Origin of the sequence: Mesorhizobium humile, from assembly GCF_033977215.1 — a bacterium.
Lineage (GTDB): Bacteria > Pseudomonadota > Alphaproteobacteria > Rhizobiales > Rhizobiaceae > Mesorhizobium > Mesorhizobium humile.
Window position 1 is genome coordinate 18,321 of the sequence record NZ_JAVIIV010000013.1, and the last position, 16,246, is coordinate 34,566.

The 16,246-nt window shown below is 63.3% G+C and carries 14 protein-coding genes and 1 other RNA gene; 9 read left to right on the top strand and 6 right to left on the bottom strand.

What is annotated here, in order from left to right; genetic code table 11:
* Positions 1-22: 22 nt before the first annotated feature.
* The 3 genes from RFM52_RS19565 to RFM52_RS19575 all read right to left on the bottom strand — a co-directional run bounded on the left by RFM52_RS19565 (position 23) and on the right by RFM52_RS19575 (position 4,685).
* Entirely contained in the window at positions 23-1,900 is a 1,878-nt protein-coding gene (locus RFM52_RS19565; protein ID WP_320297781.1) for an extracellular solute-binding protein, read from the bottom strand.
* Positions 1,900-3,780 carry an extracellular solute-binding protein gene (locus tag RFM52_RS19570; RefSeq protein ID WP_320297780.1) on the bottom strand — a complete coding sequence of 627 codons (1,881 nt, stop codon included), beginning with the start codon at positions 3,778-3,780 and terminating at the stop codon, positions 1,900-1,902. Before RFM52_RS19570 ends, RFM52_RS19565 begins: the two co-directional genes overlap by 1 nt.
* A gap of 257 nt (positions 3,781-4,037) precedes the next feature.
* Positions 4,038-4,685 (bottom strand): c-type cytochrome, encoded by a 648-nt coding sequence (locus RFM52_RS19575; protein WP_320297779.1) that lies wholly within the window; start codon positions 4,683-4,685, stop codon positions 4,038-4,040.
* A 193-nt stretch (positions 4,686-4,878) separates the two neighbouring features.
* On the opposite strand from RFM52_RS19575, the gene RFM52_RS19580 reads away from it, so the two are divergent.
* Together RFM52_RS19580 and RFM52_RS19585 are read left to right on the top strand one after the other, a co-directional pair.
* Positions 4,879-5,607: a 3-deoxy-manno-octulosonate cytidylyltransferase gene (locus RFM52_RS19580; RefSeq protein ID WP_320297778.1), complete on the top strand. Its 729-nt coding sequence runs from the start codon at positions 4,879-4,881 to the stop codon at positions 5,605-5,607.
* A gap of 23 nt (positions 5,608-5,630) precedes the next feature.
* Positions 5,631-6,494 carry a prephenate dehydratase gene (locus RFM52_RS19585; RefSeq protein ID WP_320297777.1) on the top strand — a complete coding sequence of 288 codons (864 nt, stop codon included), beginning with the start codon at positions 5,631-5,633 and terminating at the stop codon, positions 6,492-6,494.
* Between the two features lie 257 nt (positions 6,495-6,751).
* Here RFM52_RS19585 and RFM52_RS19590 read toward each other — a convergent pair whose 3' ends face one another.
* From RFM52_RS19590 to RFM52_RS19600, 3 genes are read right to left on the bottom strand one after another with little or no spacing between them, the layout of a single operon-like run.
* Positions 6,752-7,054: a Dabb family protein gene (locus tag RFM52_RS19590; protein ID WP_140843772.1), complete on the bottom strand. Its 303-nt coding sequence runs from the start codon at positions 7,052-7,054 to the stop codon at positions 6,752-6,754.
* Positions 7,055-7,064: 10 nt separating this feature from the next.
* Positions 7,065-8,006, bottom strand: a complete 942-nt coding sequence (gene nudC / locus RFM52_RS19595) for an NAD(+) diphosphatase (RefSeq protein WP_320297776.1) — start codon at positions 8,004-8,006, stop codon at positions 7,065-7,067.
* 51 nt (positions 8,007-8,057) lie between these two features.
* Positions 8,058-8,477 (bottom strand): HIT family protein, encoded by a 420-nt coding sequence (locus RFM52_RS19600; protein ID WP_320297775.1) that lies wholly within the window; start codon positions 8,475-8,477, stop codon positions 8,058-8,060.
* Positions 8,478-8,659: 182 nt separating this feature from the next.
* Here RFM52_RS19600 and ffs point away from each other — a divergent pair.
* From ffs to RFM52_RS19635, 7 genes are all read left to right on the top strand, one after another.
* Positions 8,660-8,756: signal recognition particle sRNA small type (gene ffs / locus RFM52_RS19605), an RNA gene on the top strand.
* A 106-nt stretch (positions 8,757-8,862) separates the two neighbouring features.
* Positions 8,863-10,686, top strand: coding sequence for a DNA polymerase III subunit gamma/tau (locus tag RFM52_RS19610; RefSeq protein ID WP_320297774.1), 1,824 nt, complete (start codon positions 8,863-8,865; stop codon positions 10,684-10,686).
* Between the two features lie 23 nt (positions 10,687-10,709).
* Positions 10,710-11,033, top strand: coding sequence for a YbaB/EbfC family nucleoid-associated protein (locus RFM52_RS19615; protein WP_040993963.1), 324 nt, complete (start codon positions 10,710-10,712; stop codon positions 11,031-11,033).
* A 217-nt stretch (positions 11,034-11,250) separates the two neighbouring features.
* A complete protein-coding gene (locus RFM52_RS19620; RefSeq protein ID WP_320297773.1) occupies positions 11,251-12,252 on the top strand; it encodes a cell wall hydrolase in 1,002 nt (333 codons plus the stop codon).
* Positions 12,253-12,441: 189 nt separating this feature from the next.
* Positions 12,442-13,047 (top strand): recombination mediator RecR, encoded by a 606-nt coding sequence (recR, locus tag RFM52_RS19625; protein ID WP_320297772.1) that lies wholly within the window; start codon positions 12,442-12,444, stop codon positions 13,045-13,047.
* A 106-nt stretch (positions 13,048-13,153) separates the two neighbouring features.
* Positions 13,154-14,353, top strand: a complete 1,200-nt coding sequence (locus RFM52_RS19630; protein ID WP_320297810.1) for a lytic murein transglycosylase — start codon at positions 13,154-13,156, stop codon at positions 14,351-14,353.
* A 260-nt stretch (positions 14,354-14,613) separates the two neighbouring features.
* Positions 14,614-16,242 (top strand): ABC transporter substrate-binding protein, encoded by a 1,629-nt coding sequence (locus tag RFM52_RS19635; RefSeq protein WP_430699289.1) that lies wholly within the window; start codon positions 14,614-14,616, stop codon positions 16,240-16,242.
* Positions 16,243-16,246: the final 4 nt, after the last annotated feature.

The window sequence follows — 16,246 nt, forward strand, 5'->3', positions numbered from 1 at the left end:
CGACCCCGCGCAAACGTTCATGTCAGGCTTTGCCAATCTTTGCCGCCTTACCCTTGTCGACCCACCACAGCGCTTCGACCGGAAAGCCGAACTCGGGTTTCTGCTCGGGGAAGCCGAACATATCCCAATAGGCGCTTCGGTGATTCGCCAGATACCAACTTGGAATCCAATCGCGCCGCGCGCGCAAGGCCCGGTCCAACGCGCGCATGGCGGTGGTCAGGCTTTCACGGTCCTTGGCGGCGCCGACGGCATCGATCAGCGCATCGACCGCCGGACTTGCAACGCCCGACAGGTTGCGCGAGCCCGATACGGTGGCGCTGCGCGAGTGGAAGAAAATTTCCAGATCGTCGCGGGTCGGCGTGGCGCTGAAATTGAAGGCGGCCGAGAGCAGGTCGAAATCGAACGTCGATTGCCTGAGCTGGTACTGAGCTGAATCGACCAGCCGGATCGAAGCATCGATGCCGATTGCCTTCATATTGGCGACCCAGGGCGAATAGACCTGCACGAAGGTCTCGTCGTCGACCAGGAATTCGGCGGACAGCCGCCCGCCCTTGTCATTGACCACGAAATCGCCGGAGCGTTTCCAGCCGGCCTCGGCGAGCAGCTTCAGCGCCGCGCTCAGTTGCTTGCGGTCTCGCCCGGACGCGTCCGATGGCGGTTGCGTCACCGCTTCGCCGAAGGTCTCAGGCGGCAGCTGGGCGCGCAGCGGTTCCAGCAGCGCCAGCTCCTGCGGCGTTGGCGCGCCGGCGGCCCGGAAGTCGGACTTTTCGAAGCAGGATTGCGAGCGCTCATAGGAACCATAGAAGAAGTTGCGCCGCGTCCATTCGAAATCGAAGCAGAGCGCGATCGCCTGCCGCACGCGCGAGTCCTTGAATTGCTCACGCCGCTGGTTGACCGCGGTGGCCTGCATGGAAGGCGTTGTTTCGGCCGGGAACTCGTGTTTGATCACCTTGCCGGCGGTGAAGGCTGGAAAGTCATAGGCCGTCGCCCAGACACGCGAGGTGAATTCCTCGCGATAGAGGATCTCGCCCTTCTTGAAGGCCTCGAACCCAGCCGTGCGATCCTGGTAGAATTCGACGCGGATGCGCCCGAAATTGTTCTGGCCGCGATTGACCGGCAGGTCGTTGCCCCAATAGTCGGTTACACGCTCATATTCGATCCAGGCACCCGCCGACCAGCGTCCGACCTTGTAGGCGCCACAGCCGAGCGGCGGATTGAGCTGCGAGGAATCGAACGGATTGGCCGTAAAGAAGGCCTTCGACAGGATAGGGAATCCGACCACGTTCAGGATGGTGCGGGCCGACTGCTTGCCGGAGAATTTGAGCTCGACGGTGTGAGCGTCCTTCGCCACGACATCTTCCAGATGCGTCAGCGACAGCGCGTAGTCCGGATGCCCTTTGTCTTTCAGCAGCTTGAAGGTGAAGGCGACATCGTCGGCGGTGAGTTGCGTGCCGTCATGGAAGCGTGCCTGCGGGCGCAGCGAGAATGTGAAGCTGTTGCGGTCGTCCGAAATCGTCACGTTGTCGGCGATCAGCCCGTAAACCGCGTCAGGCTCGTCGAGCGCTCTCGCCATCAGCGTATCGAAACACATCTCCATGCGTTGCGGAGAATCGCCCTTGGGGACGAAGGAATTCAGTGTGTTGAAGGTTTGCGGGCTCTGGTTGGCGCCCCAGTTCGGCGGCGAGAAATTGAACGTGCCGCCTTGCGGCGCGTCGACATTGACATAGTCGAAATGCGTGAAGTCGGGCTTGTATTTCAGGTCGCCGAAGGCCGACAGGCCATGCAGCTTGACGCCGGTCGGTGTCTCGGCAAAGGCGCGGCCAGACAGCAAGGCCGCAGCTGTTGCCGCGACGCCGAGCGCCAGGAAGTCGCGACGGGGAAGCAAAGCCTGCCGCCCCATCAATTGAGGCCCTTGTATTTGGCGGCCAACGCCTTTTCCTTCTCTGGGTCGATCCACCAGGAATCGATATCGGCGCCGCGATAGGTGGGTTGCTTCTCCGGCATGCCGAATTTGTTCCAATAGGCGAGCCACACCACCGCCCGATGGAATTGCGGGACCACATAGTAGTTCCACAACAGCACCCGATCGAGCGCATGGGTGGCCGCGACGAGGTCGTCGCGACCGGTGGCGAAGATGATGCGGTCGACCAATGCGTCGACAACCGGGTCCTTGATGCCGGCATAGTTGCGCGATCCGGGCGCGTCGGCGGCCTTCGAGCTCCAGAAATCGCGCTGTTCGTTGCCTGGCGATTCTGACTGCTGCAGCAGATTGGTGATGACGTCGTAGTCGAAATTGTTGACCCGGTTGACGTACTGGGTGGGATCGATGATGCGCAGCGTCGCATCGACGCCGATCTTGCGCAGGTTGGCGATATAGGTGCCCGCAAGGATCTGGTCCGTGTCGGACGTGCCGATGATCTCGAATTTGAACGGCGCGCCGGTCTTGGCGTTCATCATCTTGCCGCCCTTGATCACCCAGCCCGCCTGGGCGAAGAGGTCCACCGCCTGCTTCAGGTATTTCCGTTCCGCCTGCGGCGAGTCGTAGATCGGCAGCTTGAATTCCTGGGTGAACAGTTCAGGCGGCAGCTTGTCGCGGTATTTCTCCAGGATTTCGAGTTCCTTGCCTTGCGGCAAGCCGCTCGAAGCCAGCTCGGTGCCCTGGAAATAGCTCTGGGTGCGGGTGTTGAAGCCAAAGAACAACGTGCGGTTCATCGTTTCGAAATCGTAGGGATAGTTCAGCGCCTCGCGCACCCGGCGATCCTGGAACAGCGGCCGGCGCTGGTTGAGCATGAAAGCCTGCATCGGCTCAGGCGAGGTGGTCTTGAATTCCTTTTTGATCACGTCGCCGGCGCTGATGGCGGGAAAATTATAGGCCGTCGCCCAGCGCCTGGAGCTGTTTTCCGGCTTGATGTCGTCCAGCCCGCCCTTGGTGAAGGCCTGCCAAGCGGCGTTGTCGTCGAGGATGTAGGTGAAGCGCTGGGTGTCGAAATTCTCGCGGCCGACCTTCACCGGCAGCTTGGCGCCCCAATAGTCCGGCACGCGCTGCCAGACGATCTCCGAGCCCGGCTTGAAGCTGGCGATCTTGTAGGCAGCGGAGCCAAGCGGCGGCTCCAGCGTCGGCCTGGTGATGTCGCGCTTCTTGCCGCTGGCGTCCGTGCCTTCCCACCAGTGCTTCGGTAAAACGACGAGATCGCCGAGGATCTTGGGCAGCTCGCGGTTGCCCTTCTGGTTGAAATGGAATTCGACCTCGCGATCGGAGATCGCCGCAGCGTCGGTGACGTTCTCGAAATAGCGGCTGTATTGCGGGCTGTTGGCCTTGAGCACCTGGAAGGACCAGATCACGTCGTCGACGGTGATCGGCTGGCCGTCATGCCATTTTGCCCGCGGATCGAGCCGGTAGGTGGCGGACGAGTAGTCGGAAGGGTATTTGTAGGCATCGGCAACCAGCGGGTGGCTGACACTGCCCTCATCGGTCGCCTGATCCATCAGCGTGTCGTAGAGCAGCCCGCCGCCGAACCCGACCATTCCCGCGGCCGGCGACCCCTGCACGATATAGGGGTTGAAGCTGTCGAATGTGCCGACAACGACGGAGTTGTAGGCGCCGCCCTTTGGCGCATCCGGGTTGACGTAGTCGTAATGCTGGAAATTCTCGCCGTATTTTGAAGGCCCGATCAGCGACGACGTCGTGCGCCACTCATCGGCTAAGCCGGCCTGCAGGCTGGCGGCGAAGGCGAGCGCCAGCGCCGATGCGAAAAGCGTGCGGGAGCGGCCAACCTTCATGCGTTCTCCTCGTCGTGAGCCCCAGAGCGCTCATCGTTTCACGGAAACGACGGCCGCTCTATTGCCTTGTCTCGGCGCAATTCCGGACGGAAAACCGGTTCCCACTTTTCCTGGAATTGCTCTGCCCACCCGCAATCTAGATCATTTGACGCCGGTGGGAACCGCAAGCACGGCCTTTGTCGCCGTCCATGCATATTTCCTAACAGAAAAGCCGGGACGAACCCGGCTTTTCCAAGGAAGTCTCTATGACAAATTGTTTATTGAGCGGGGGCCGCAGGCTTGGCCTCGGCCGGCTTGGCGGCGCCGTCCGCCGGCTTCGCCGCATCGGCGGGCTTGGAAGCGTCGGCGGCAGCGCCCGGCTGCGGCAGCGGCTTCGGATTGTCCGACAGCGTGCGCAGATAGGCGATCACGTTGGCGCGGTCTTCATCCTTCGGCAGGCCGGCGAAGCCCATCGCTGTGCCTTTCACGAACTTCTTCGGCGAGGTGATGAAGTGGTTGAGGTTTTCGTAGGTCCAGTGCTCCTGGCCGCCCTTGGAGAAGTCCTTCATGCCGGCCGAATAGGCGAAGCCCTCATGCTCGGCAACCGGACGGTCGACGATGTCCCACAAATCCGGGCCGACCTTGTTCGGTCCGCCCTTCTCGCCGGAATGGCAGGCCTGGCACTTCTTGAAGATGGCGGCACCGGCATCGGCGCTGGCGCCGGCGAGCAGGTCGGCGATCGGCTTGGCTTCCGCCGCAGGCGCGGCGGCGCCGCCTTCGGTCGGCTCCTGGGCCTCGATGGCGAAGCCGGGCTTTTCCGGCGCCGGCGAGGCGAACAACGCGTCCGAGACGAGACCTATCGAAAAGACGATGAAGCAGGTTCCCAGAAATCCGCCGAGCAGCTTGTTGACTTCGTTGGAATCCATACGCCCCTTGCTCCCTTTTCCGGCGGACCGTCCCGTCCACTCCGTCCGTCGGTATCGCGAACTGCCTCGAAAGGCCAGTCAAATCGGGCGGAAACTAGGTCTTTTGCTCTGGCGTTGCAACACCTATAAGGGCGCTTCCAGTGAGACCTTTTGCCACTTTTCCATCCGCGTTTTTCGACCGCCCAGAAATCCGATGTCAACCTTGATCCTGATCCCCGCCCGCATGGCCTCGACGCGCCTGCCGGGCAAGCCGCTGGCCGATATTGCGGGCGCGCCGATGATCGTCCATGTCGCCCGCCGTGCCGCCGAGGCCAGGCTTGGCCGTGTCGTGGTGGCAACCGACACCGAAGCGGTCGCGCAAACCGTGCGGGCGCACGGTTTCGAGGCGGTCATGACCCGCGCGGATCATGAATCGGGTTCCGACCGCATCTTCGAGGCGCTGACGGCCCTCGACCCCGAAAAGCAGGTGGAAACGATCGTCAACGTCCAGGGCGACCTGCCGACCATCGATCCCGAGATCATCGGCGCGTCGCTGCGGCCGTTTGAGGACAGATCGGTCGATATCGCCACGCTCGGCGTCGAGATCGTGCGCGACGAGGAGAAGACCAACCAGAATGTGGTCAAGATCGTCGGCTCGCCGCTTTCCGCGACACGGCTGAAAGCGCTCTATTTCACCCGCGCCACCGCGCCTTGGGGCGAGGGGCCGCTTTATCACCATATCGGCCTCTACGCCTATCGCCGCGCCGCGCTCGAACGCTTTGTGGCGCTGAAGCCGTCGCCGCTGGAACGTCGCGAGCGGCTGGAGCAGCTGCGCGCGCTGGAAGCCGGCATGCGCATCGACGCCGAGATCGTCAAATCGCTGCCGCTTGGCGTCGACACCCCCGACGACCTGGAGCGGGCTAGAAAGATCCTTTCAAACTGAGACAAGATAGAGACATCTGGGGCATGACCGCTAAGACCGACAGAATTTCCTTCCAGGGCGAACCCGGCGCCAATTCCGACACGGCCTGCCGCAACATGTTCCCGTCGATGGAGCCGTTGCCTTGCCCGACCTTCGAGGACGCCTTCAATGCGGTCGAGACCGGCAAGGCCGAGCTCGCCATGATCCCGATCGAGAACACGATCGCCGGGCGCGTCGCCGACATCCATCACCTCTTGCCGGAATCCAAGCTGCACATCGTCGGCGAGTATTTCCTGCCGATCCACTTCCAGCTGATGGTGCTGCCGGGGGTGAAGCGCGAAGAGATCAAGACCGTGCACAGCCATATCCACGCGCTGGGACAGTGCCGCAAATACATCCGCAAGAACGGCTGGAAGCCGGTGATCGCCGGCGACACGGCGGGTTCGGCCAAGATGGTCTCGGAGGTCAGGGACCGCACCATGGCCTCGTTGGCGCCGGCGCTGGCCGCGGAACTCTATGGGCTCGACATCATCGAGAAGAATGTCGAGGACACTGACTCCAACGTCACCCGGTTCGTCGTGCTGACCAAGAACAAGGCTTGGGTGGAGCGCCCGGCGCCGGACGCCAAGATGATGACGACCTTCATCTTCCGTGTCCGCAACGTGCCTGCGGCGCTCTACAAGGCCATGGGCGGTTTCGCCACCAACGGCATCAACATGACCAAGCTTGAAAGCTACCAGCTCGGCGCCTTCACCGCGACGCTGTTCTACGCCGACATCGAGGGCCATCCGGACGATCCGCTGGTCAAGCTGGCGCTGGACGAGCTGCGCTTCTTCTCGCGCGAGATGCGCATCCTCGGCGTCTATCCGGCAAGCGCGTCCCGCGAGCAGTGGAAGGTGGCGGATTAGGCTGGCTAAACCTGCGAACTTAGCCGAGACGCTCACACTTCGTCATCCACGGGCGAAGCAAGGAGCGAAGCGACGCGCGCAGACCCGAGGATCCATTCCGTGACGTTGAAGCGCCGCCCACGGCGCAGAATTCTGCTCCGCTGCGCCCTTCGGCTGAGGTAACGGCATGGATTCCAGGGTCTTCGCTTCGCTCCGCCCTGGAATGACGACCTGATGGAGGCCCGCGCTAATCTCCGACGTTTGCGCTTAACCCAATTTCAGCCGAAGCCCAGCGGCACGTAGTCGATCTCCATGAACTTCTCGACCTCCGGCACCCAGCGGTCGCGCACGAAGGCGACGTGGTCGGGATGCTCGTTGTAGCGCGTGTAGGCCGCCTGGTCGGCGAACTCCATCGAGAAGCCGAACTGATAGTCGTTCTTCGGGCTCACCTGCCGAAGCTGCTCGAAATGCGTGACGCCCTTGATCCCGGTCAGGATCTTCTTCGCGTCGTGCAGGAAGCGCTTCGTCTCCAGCGACTGCAGCGGATGTTTCAGCGTGAACACGACGGTGTGACGGATCATGTCTCTGCTCCTATTCGCTGTCGACCCAGGCGCGGATGAGGTGATGGGCGATCGCCGCTTTCGGCGGGGTAATCAAGCCGTCGGCGTGCTGCCTGTCCAGCATCGTGCGCACCTCGTCGCGGAAAAACCAGCGGCAGTCTTCCAATTCGTTGAGGTCGGCCTGGATATCCTCGTTGAGCGGCTCGCCGAAGCAGCCGATCATCAGCGAATAGGGGAACGGCCAGGGCTGGCTGGCGTGGTAGACGACGCGGCCGAGCTGGATGCCCGCCTCTTCCAGCGTCTCGCGCCGTACCGCCGCCTCGATCGTCTCGCCCGGTTCGATGAAGCCGGCAAGCGCCGAATACATGCCCGGCGCGAAATGCCTGCCGCGTCCGAGCAGGCATTTTTCGCCCGTCACCGTCAGCATGATCGCCACCGGGTCGGTGCGCGGGAAATGGTCGGTGCCGCAGGCAGGGCAATGGCGCCGGTAGCCGCCGGCCCGCATTTCCGAGCGGTTGCCGCATTTCGAGCAGAAGGCGTGGCTGGCGTGCCAGGCAAGCAGCGCGGCGCCTTGCGCCAGCGCGCCGGCGGCCGCCTCGTCGACCAGCCCTTGCATATAGACGGAACGATAGTCGATCGCCTTGATCGTCTCGGGCAGCTTTTCCGGCTCGATGCCGGCAGGCACCGCCAGCACAGGGCCTTCCTCCGAAAAGCCGAGCAGCACGCCGTGGTCGAGCGAAACCTCGAAGGCCTGGCTTTCATCCGCCTTGAACCAGGGGTCGAATTTGCCATCGTCGAGTTTGAGGTAGAGCCGGCCGGCATGCATCAGCATGAGCCGCGCGGTGCGGTCGGCCAGCGCTTTTCCGACCGCGTCGTCAGCGCGGTTCTCGGACTGCCGGTCGATCCGGTTACCGGCGAAACCGACGAATTGGCTGGGCTCGCGCAAGGGCGCGTCGAACAGGCGAAAGCTCATGGGGACTCGGGGTGTGCTGGGAACTCGGGTGCGGAATGGACACTGGTCAGCTTATAGCGCCGCCTTGATCGTTTGGGCAAACCGCCTGATATCGGAGCGCTGGTAGGGTTCGCGCATGCCGTGCCCCCAGACCGGTCCCGGCCAGCCGGGATCGCCCTCGGAGCGGGCGACGACATGGACATGCAACTGGCGCACGATATTGCCCAAAGCCCCGGTATTGATCTTGGTGCAGCCGGTCACCCGCTTCAGCGCCTGCGCCACCATGTTGGTCTCGAAGGTCAGCATCGTCTGGTCGAGCGGCGTCATGTCGTGGATTTCCTCCACGCCGGGCCGTTGCGGCACCAGCACCAGCCATGGCCAGCGGCGGTCGTTCATCAGCCTGAGCTCGCAAAGGCCAAGCCACATGAGCTGCTCGCTATCCGCCTCCAGCCGGGCGTCCAGCGTGAATCCGGCCTTGAGGCCAGGCAGCATGGGCGTTTCCTTCGCTTTTGTTGTAAGCATTTTCCAAACCCGGAACGCTAGAGCGGCGGCAAGGTGGCTGCAAGCGATTCATTGCCGTCATTATCGATTTGAAGGACTTTCCGCCTTCTATGTGGCGGCAGGTTTCGGCTCGGCCCTTGCATTTCGCCGCCGAATTGCCGATATGGAGCGCGGGAGGTTGGTGGTGGACGATCCACTCGCCAACCGGGTCAGGTCCGGAAGGAAGCAGCCCTAACGAGCCCGGAACGGGTCATTGTTCCAGCCTCCCGCCTCTTCGCCTTTCTCCCGCGACATTGACGGCCCCGAGCCGTGCGGGTGAGACTATGCGCAGGAATCGGCCGCCTTCCGTCGCGGTCCTGGGAGCTTTTGACGGCGAATGAGCGAAGCCGGAAATTTGGGGCCAGAAAGCCTGGGAACAGGTAAGGCCGGCGCTTACCGCGTCCTGGCGCGCAAATACCGCCCTTCGAATTTCTCCGAGCTGATCGGCCAGGAGCCGATGGTCCGCACGCTGACCAATGCATTCGCCACCGGCCGCATCGCCCAGGCCTGGATGCTGACCGGCGTGCGCGGTGTCGGCAAGACGACGACCGCGCGCATCCTGGCGCGGGCGCTCAACTACAAGACGGCGACCGTCGATCAGCCCTCCGTCGACCTTTCGATCCCCGGCGAGCACTGCCAGGCGATCATGGAAGGCCGCCATGTCGACGTCATCGAGATGGACGCCGCATCCCATACCGGCATTGACGACATCAGGGACATCATCGACCGCGTCCGCTACGCGCCGGTCTCGGCCCGCTACAAGGTCTACATCATCGACGAAGTGCACATGCTCTCCACGCAGGCCTTCAACGGCCTGTTGAAGACGCTGGAAGAGCCGCCGCCGCACGTCAAGTTCATCTTCGCCACCACCGAGATCCGCAAGGTGCCGATCACGGTGCTGTCGCGCTGCCAGCGCTTCGACCTGAGGCGCATCGATGCCGGCGCGCTGGTCGGCCATTTGTCCTCGATCGCGGCCAAGGAAGGCATTGCCGTCGACGACGAGGCTTTGGCGATGATCGCGCGGGCCGCCGAAGGCTCGGCGCGCGATTCGCTTTCCATCCTCGACCAGGCGATCGCCCATGGCAGCGGCACGGTGAGCGCGCAGGCCGTGCGCGCCATGCTCGGCCTTGCCGACCGCGCCCGCATCATCGACCTGTTCGAGCATGTCATGAAGGGCGATGTGGCCGCGGCCCTGGCCGAATTCCGCGCGCAATACGACACCGGCGCCGATCCGGCCGCGGTGCTCACCGATCTTGCCGAGTTCAACCACCTCGTCACCCGCCTGCGCTTCGTGCCGGCGGCCGCCGAAGATGCGTCGCTTTCCGAGGACGAGCGCCGGCGCGGCGCCGAATTCGCCGGCACGCTTTCGGTGCGCGTGCTGTCGCGGACCTGGCAGATGCTGCTCAAGGGCATTCCCGAGGTGCAGTCCTCCAACCGCCCGGTCAGCGCCGGCGAGATGGTGTTGATCAGGCTCGCGCATGCCGCCGATCTGCCGACGCTGGACGAGGCGCTGAAATCGCTCGAGGGCGCGACCCTGGTGCAGAACGGCGCGCCGCCGCGCGCCAACGGAGCGCCGGCGAGTTCCGGCAATGGCGGCGGCGCGAGCGCTGTCGCGCAGACGCGGATGCCGGCTTCCACCGGTGGCGGCGCCCAGACGATGCGCCTGGTCGAAACGCAGCCCACGCCCGCCGCCTTCGTTCCGGCGCCGGAGCCCGTTGCCGAGGCGCCCGTCGTTCCGGTGAAATCGCTGGCCGATATCGTCGCGCTTGCCGACGCCAATCGCGACATGGCCTTCAAGGTGCTCCTGAAACGCTGCGTGCGACCGGTCCGCATCGAGCCCGGCCGTCTCGATGTCACCTTGACCGACGACGCGCCGAAGATGCTGCTCAACGACCTGACCGCCAAGCTGCGCGCCTGGACCGGCCGCAACTGGCTGGTGTCGCTGTCGAAGGAAGAGGGCGGCCAGACATTGGCCGAGATGGAGACGACGAAGCGCGAGAACGCCTTCTCCGATGCCAAGAGCGACCCGACTGTCGCGGCCATTCTCGCCCGGTTCCCCGGCGCCAAGATCATCGACGTGCGCATTCCGGACGTGCCGGATGTGGAAGAGGCCGAGGCCGAAGTGCCGGTCGAGCCTGCGGCCGACGACGACGAAATCTGAAACAATCTTAGAGGACCACCCCGATGAAAGATCTTCTCGGCCTGATGGGCAAGGCGAAGGAAATGCAGGCCAAGTTCCAGGCCATGCAAGACGAGATCGCCACGCTTGAGGCCACCGGCCAGGCCGGTGGCGGCCTGGTCAGCATCACGCTGACCGGCAAGTTCGAAATGAAAGCGCTGAAGATCGATCCGTCGTTGATCAAGGCGGACGAAGCCGAGATCCTGGAGGACCTCATCCTGGCCGCTCACAATGACGCCAAAAATAAGGTCGAGCAGGTGATGCAGGAAAAGACCAAGGCGTTGACGGCGGGTCTGCCGATTCCGCCCGGAATGAAATTGCCGTTCTGAGGCGGCGTCCCCCAGTTAATTGATTATGAACGGAAATTGGGCGCGCGGCGCGTTGTTAACTATTTTGCCGGCGTTGCTCACGGGCTCATTACGCGGCTTTCATAAAGTTTTACCCAAGTCCAGATTTTGCTAACCCTCTAGCCATCTTTTTGCCCGAAAGAGTCTCATTCTTGCCACATCTCGGGGCGGGCTGGCATCTGGACATGAGGCTTTTTTGGTGATCGCGACGCGATGGAAGACGCCGCTGCTGCTTATCGGCATCGTCACTTCCCCCTTGCTCCTGGCCGGTTGCAGCCAGACCACTTCTTCCCATGGCATGTCGGTCTCGGGTCTGACCGACGCCCTCACGCCAAGCTTCCTCACGCGTTCCTCCAGCCCCTCGCTGAAGGACAAGGAATGCCTGCAAAGGGCGATGTTCTTCGAGTCCAACCGGTCGAGCCGCGACGGCATGATCGCCGTCGGCACGGTCGTCATGAACCGGCTTCGCTCCGGCCAGCACGGCAGCACCATCTGTCAGGTGGTCGGCGAGCCGGGCCAGTTTGCGCCCGGCGTGATGACGCGGCCGATGAACTCCAGGGCGCTGCCCGATGTCGAGGAAGCCGCCGACGCGGTGCTGCGGGGCGAGCGCAAGGCCAAGCTCAAGAACACGATGTATTTCCACACCGCCGGCCTGCATTTCCCCTACAAGAACATGCATTACACGATGGTCGCCGGCGGCAACGCCTTCTATGAGAAGCGCGGCCGCAACTGGCAGCCGCTGCCGGACGAGCCGATGGTCGCCATGAATGTGGACAACCAGCAGAAGTCCGGTCGGCAGAAGCCCGCGGCCGACGCCCCGGTGCTGGTTGCTTCCGCCGAACCGGTGGTAAAGACGATCGTCCGTCCGGACCCGGCGAAGCAGGCCGCCTTGGCCGCCGCCGCGCGGACCGAAACCGCTTCCGCCGAACAGACCTATGTGACCGCTGCCGCGGCGCCTGCAATCCCTGCACCATCCGCGAAGTCCGGTCGTCTCGCGCAGAAGCAGATGGTCGTGGCGATGCAGGAGCCGATGGCCGAACCGGACGCCTCGCGTTTCGGCGGCACGCTCAAGGGTCGCTATATCACTTCGGTGCCGAACGCACCGCAGGAAGCATCGATGGGCTTCCAGTCGACGCCTGAGAACACCGACGCCATAGGCGCGATGATCGTCAGCCAGGACCGGCCGCTCGAAGCCAACTGAACCCGATTGCATCCGCACAGGGCCCGCCATGGCAGCATGGCGGGCCCTGTGCCGTTGCTGGCTGTCCTGAAAAATCCTGGATCAGTCCGCCGTTTCACGAAACGACGAACTGATCCATCTTTTCGTTTCACGCAATTCCGGACGGAAAACCGCTTCGCACTTTTCCTGGAATTGCTCTAGATCAGGGCGATGTCGAAGAGAATCGCCGGTCCGGAAATCGAACGCCTGATCCAGCTCCTGGCCAAGGTGCCGGGGCTTGGGCCGCGCTCGGCCAGGCGCGCCGCGCTTCATCTCATCAAGAAGAAGGAGCAGCTGCTCGAGCCCTTGGCCGCCGCCATGGGCGAGGCGGTCGACAAGGTCAGGATCTGCTCGACCTGCGGCAATGTCGACACCGCCGATCCATGCATGATCTGCACCGACCCGCGCCGCGACGCCAGTACGCTGATCGTCGTCGAGGACGTCTCCGACCTCTGGGCGCTGGAGCGCGCGGCGGCCATGAACGTGCGTTATCACGTGCTCGGCGGCACGCTGTCGCCGCTCGACGGCATCGGTCCGGACCAGCTCAACATCCGCTCGCTGGTCGACCGTGTCGCCGGCGGCGAGGTGAAGGAAGTCATCCTTGCGGTCAACGCCACCGTCGAGGGCCAGACGACCGCGCATTATTTGACGGATCAGTTGTCGGGCTTCGATGTGAAGGTGACGAGGCTGGCGCATGGCGTGCCGGTCGGCGGCGAGCTGGATTATCTCGACGAGGGCACGCTGGCCGCGGCGTTGAGGTCGAGGACGGCGTTTTGAAATTGGCGGGGAGGGGACGGTGACAGGCGGGTTTCATCGAAGCGTTGCACTCCGTCCGAAGGAACGCTACCTCCGCGTATTCGCCGCTGTTTTCCTCTTTGCCGCGTTGGTATTCTCTTTCACCACCCCCTCCCGCGCCGCTCCCATCGACGATCAGTTCCAGGCCTGGCTGCAAACCGACCTCTGGCCCGAAGCCAAGTCCAAAGGTATCTCGAAAAAAACCTTCGACGGCGCCTTCATCGGCGTGAAGCCGAACCTCGAGCTGCCCGATCTCGTCCCGCCCGGCCAAAAGCCGACGACACCTGAGAAGCAGCACCAGGCCGAGTTCGGCCCACCGGCCAACTATTTCGCCGAGAAGATCCTCCGCGCCGTCACCACCGGCGGCAGGATGCGCGAGAGCGCCAACGCCCGCACGCTCGGGCTGATCGAAAAGCGCTACGGCGTTCCAGGCGAGATCGTGCTGGCGATCTGGGGCCGCGAGACCGGCTTCGGCGCGGCCAAGATGCCTTACGATGCCTTCGAGGTGCTGGGCACCGACGCTTTCATGTCGACCAAGAAAGACTTCTTTCGCACCGAGGTGCTGGCGGCGCTCGAAATCGTCGAGCGCGGGTTGGCGCCGGTCAACACGATGAAGTCGTCCTGGGCCGGCGCGCTCGGCCAGCCGCAATTCATGCCGACCTCCTTCTTGAAGCATGCCGTCGATTTCGACGCCGACGGCCGGCCCGACATCTGGAATTCGACGCCCGACGTGCTCGCCTCGATCGCCAATTACCTCGTCCATTATGGCTGGGTGAGGGGGCGCGGCTGGGGGACCGAGGTGACGGTTCCGGCAAATGTCTCCTGCTCGCTCGAAGGACCCGATCAGGGCAAGAAGATCTCCGACTGGGTGGCGATGGGCATCAGGCGCGTCGACGGCAAGGCGTTTGCGGCGAGCGAGTTGAAGGCCGAGGGTTTCCTGCTGATGCCGGCCGGGCGCAGCGGTCCGGCCTTCGTCGTCACGCCGAACTTCTATGTGATCAAGCAATACAACAACAGCGATCTCTACGGCCTGTTCATCGGCCATGCCGCCGACCGCATCGCCAAGGGCGACACCACCTTCGTCGGCGCCTGGGGCGCGGTCGGCGATCTCCATCGCTCCGATATCGCCGCCCTGCAACGGGCGCTGGAGGCCAAGGGTTACGATGTCGGCAGCGCCGACGGCCTGCCGGGCTTCAAGACCCGCCGCTCGATCGGCATCTGGCAATCCAAGAACGGCAAGCCCGCCACCTGCTTTCCCGATGCGGGTTTGGTTGCGCAGCTGAAATAGCGGCTGCTTCCCAAGGCGCGGCCCCTGGCAAATGTTTCCGGATCGGCGGTGTCAATTAGCCGGCGCATGGGTCAACTCATGGCGGCCCGTCTGGTCCGATATGGTATCTGCACGCTGTCGGGCGAGCGCCGTCGAATGGGTGTTGACCAACTGGACAAAAACCACGACGGTACGTGGTCCAAGCCGCTGCCGGCTTCGAGAAGAATAATGAAGGCCTGAGCCGGGAACTCAGGTCAACAAAACAGGGAACGATCACTATGATGCTGGAAAAGTTTGCTGTCCGTAGCTTGCTTGCGGGTGTGGCAATGACTGCGCTGCTCGCAACGCCCGCCTTCGCGGTCACGCCCGCCGATACGCTGGTCGAGGGCTTCGCCATCGACGACATCATCACGATGGATCCGGGCGAAGCGTTCGAGCTGTCGACGGCCGAAGTCACCGGCAACACCTACGATCTCCTGGTCCGCCTCGACCTCAGCGATACCTCAAAGGTCAAGGGTGACCTCGCCGAGAGCTGGACCGTTTCCGATGACGGCCTGACCTACACCTTCAAGCTCAAGCCCGGCATGAAGTTCGCGTCCGGCAACCCGATCACCGCGGCCGATGTCGCCTATTCCTTCGAGCGCGCCATCAAGCTCGACAAGAGCCCGGCCTTCATCATCAACCAGTTCGGCATCACCGGCGACAATGTCACCGAAAAGGCCAAGGCCGTCGACGACACCACCTTCCAGTTCGTCGTCGACAAGGCCTACGCGCCGAGCTTCGTGCTCAACTGCCTGTCGGCCACAGTCGCCTCCGTCGTCGACGCCAAGCTGGTCAAGGAGCATGTCGCCGCCGTCACGCCGAGCGCCGACTACAAATGGGACAACGACTTCGGCAATGCCTGGCTGAAAACCGGCTATGCCGGCTCCGGCCATTACAAGCTGCGCGAGTGGCGCGCCAACGAGGCCGTCGTCATGGAGCGCAACGACAATTACAACGGCGAGAAGGCCAAGCTCGCCCGCGTCATCTACCGCAACATGAAGGAAAGCTCGGCGCAGCGCCTGGCGCTGGAGGCAGGCGATATCGACGTCGCCCGCAACCTCGAGCCGAACGACCTCGACGCCATCGCCAAGAACGCCGACCTCACCACCACCAGCGCGCCGAAGGGCACGGTCTATTACATCAGCCTCAACCAGAAGAACCCGACGCTTGCCAAGCCCGAGGTGCGGCAGGCGTTCAAATATCTGGTCGACTACGATGCGCTGGGCTCGACCATCCTCAAGGGCATCGGCGAGATTCACCAATCCTTCCTGCCGAAGGGCGACCTCGGCGCTATCGACGACAATCCCTTCAAGCTCGACGTCGCCAAGGCCAAGGAACTGCTCGCCAAGGCCGGCCTGCCGGACGGCTTCAAGGTGACCATGGACGTGCGCACTGGACAGCCGACGACCGGCATGGCGGAATCGATCCAGCAGACGCTTGGTCAGGCCGGCATCAAGCTGGAGATCATCCCTGGCGACGGCAAGCAGACCCTGACCAAGTACCGCGCCCGCAATCACGACATCTATATCGGCAATTGGGGACAGGACTATTTCGACCCGAACTCCAATGCCCAGACCTTTGCCTCGAACCCCGACAATTCGGATGCCGGCAAGTCACACACGCTTGCCTGGCGCAACAGCTGGGACATTCCGGAACTGACCAAGGAAACGGAAGCGGCGCTGCTGGAGAAGGATTCGGGCAAGCGCGCTGACATGTACAAGGATCTGCAGAAAAAGATCCTCGACACCAGCCCCTTCGTCATCATCCACCAGCAGCTCGAAGTGGCCGGCCTGCGCAAGAACCTCAAGGGCTTCGCGCTCGGCCCGAGCTTCGACACCAACTTCGTCGGCGCGGTCTCCAAGGAATAGCGTC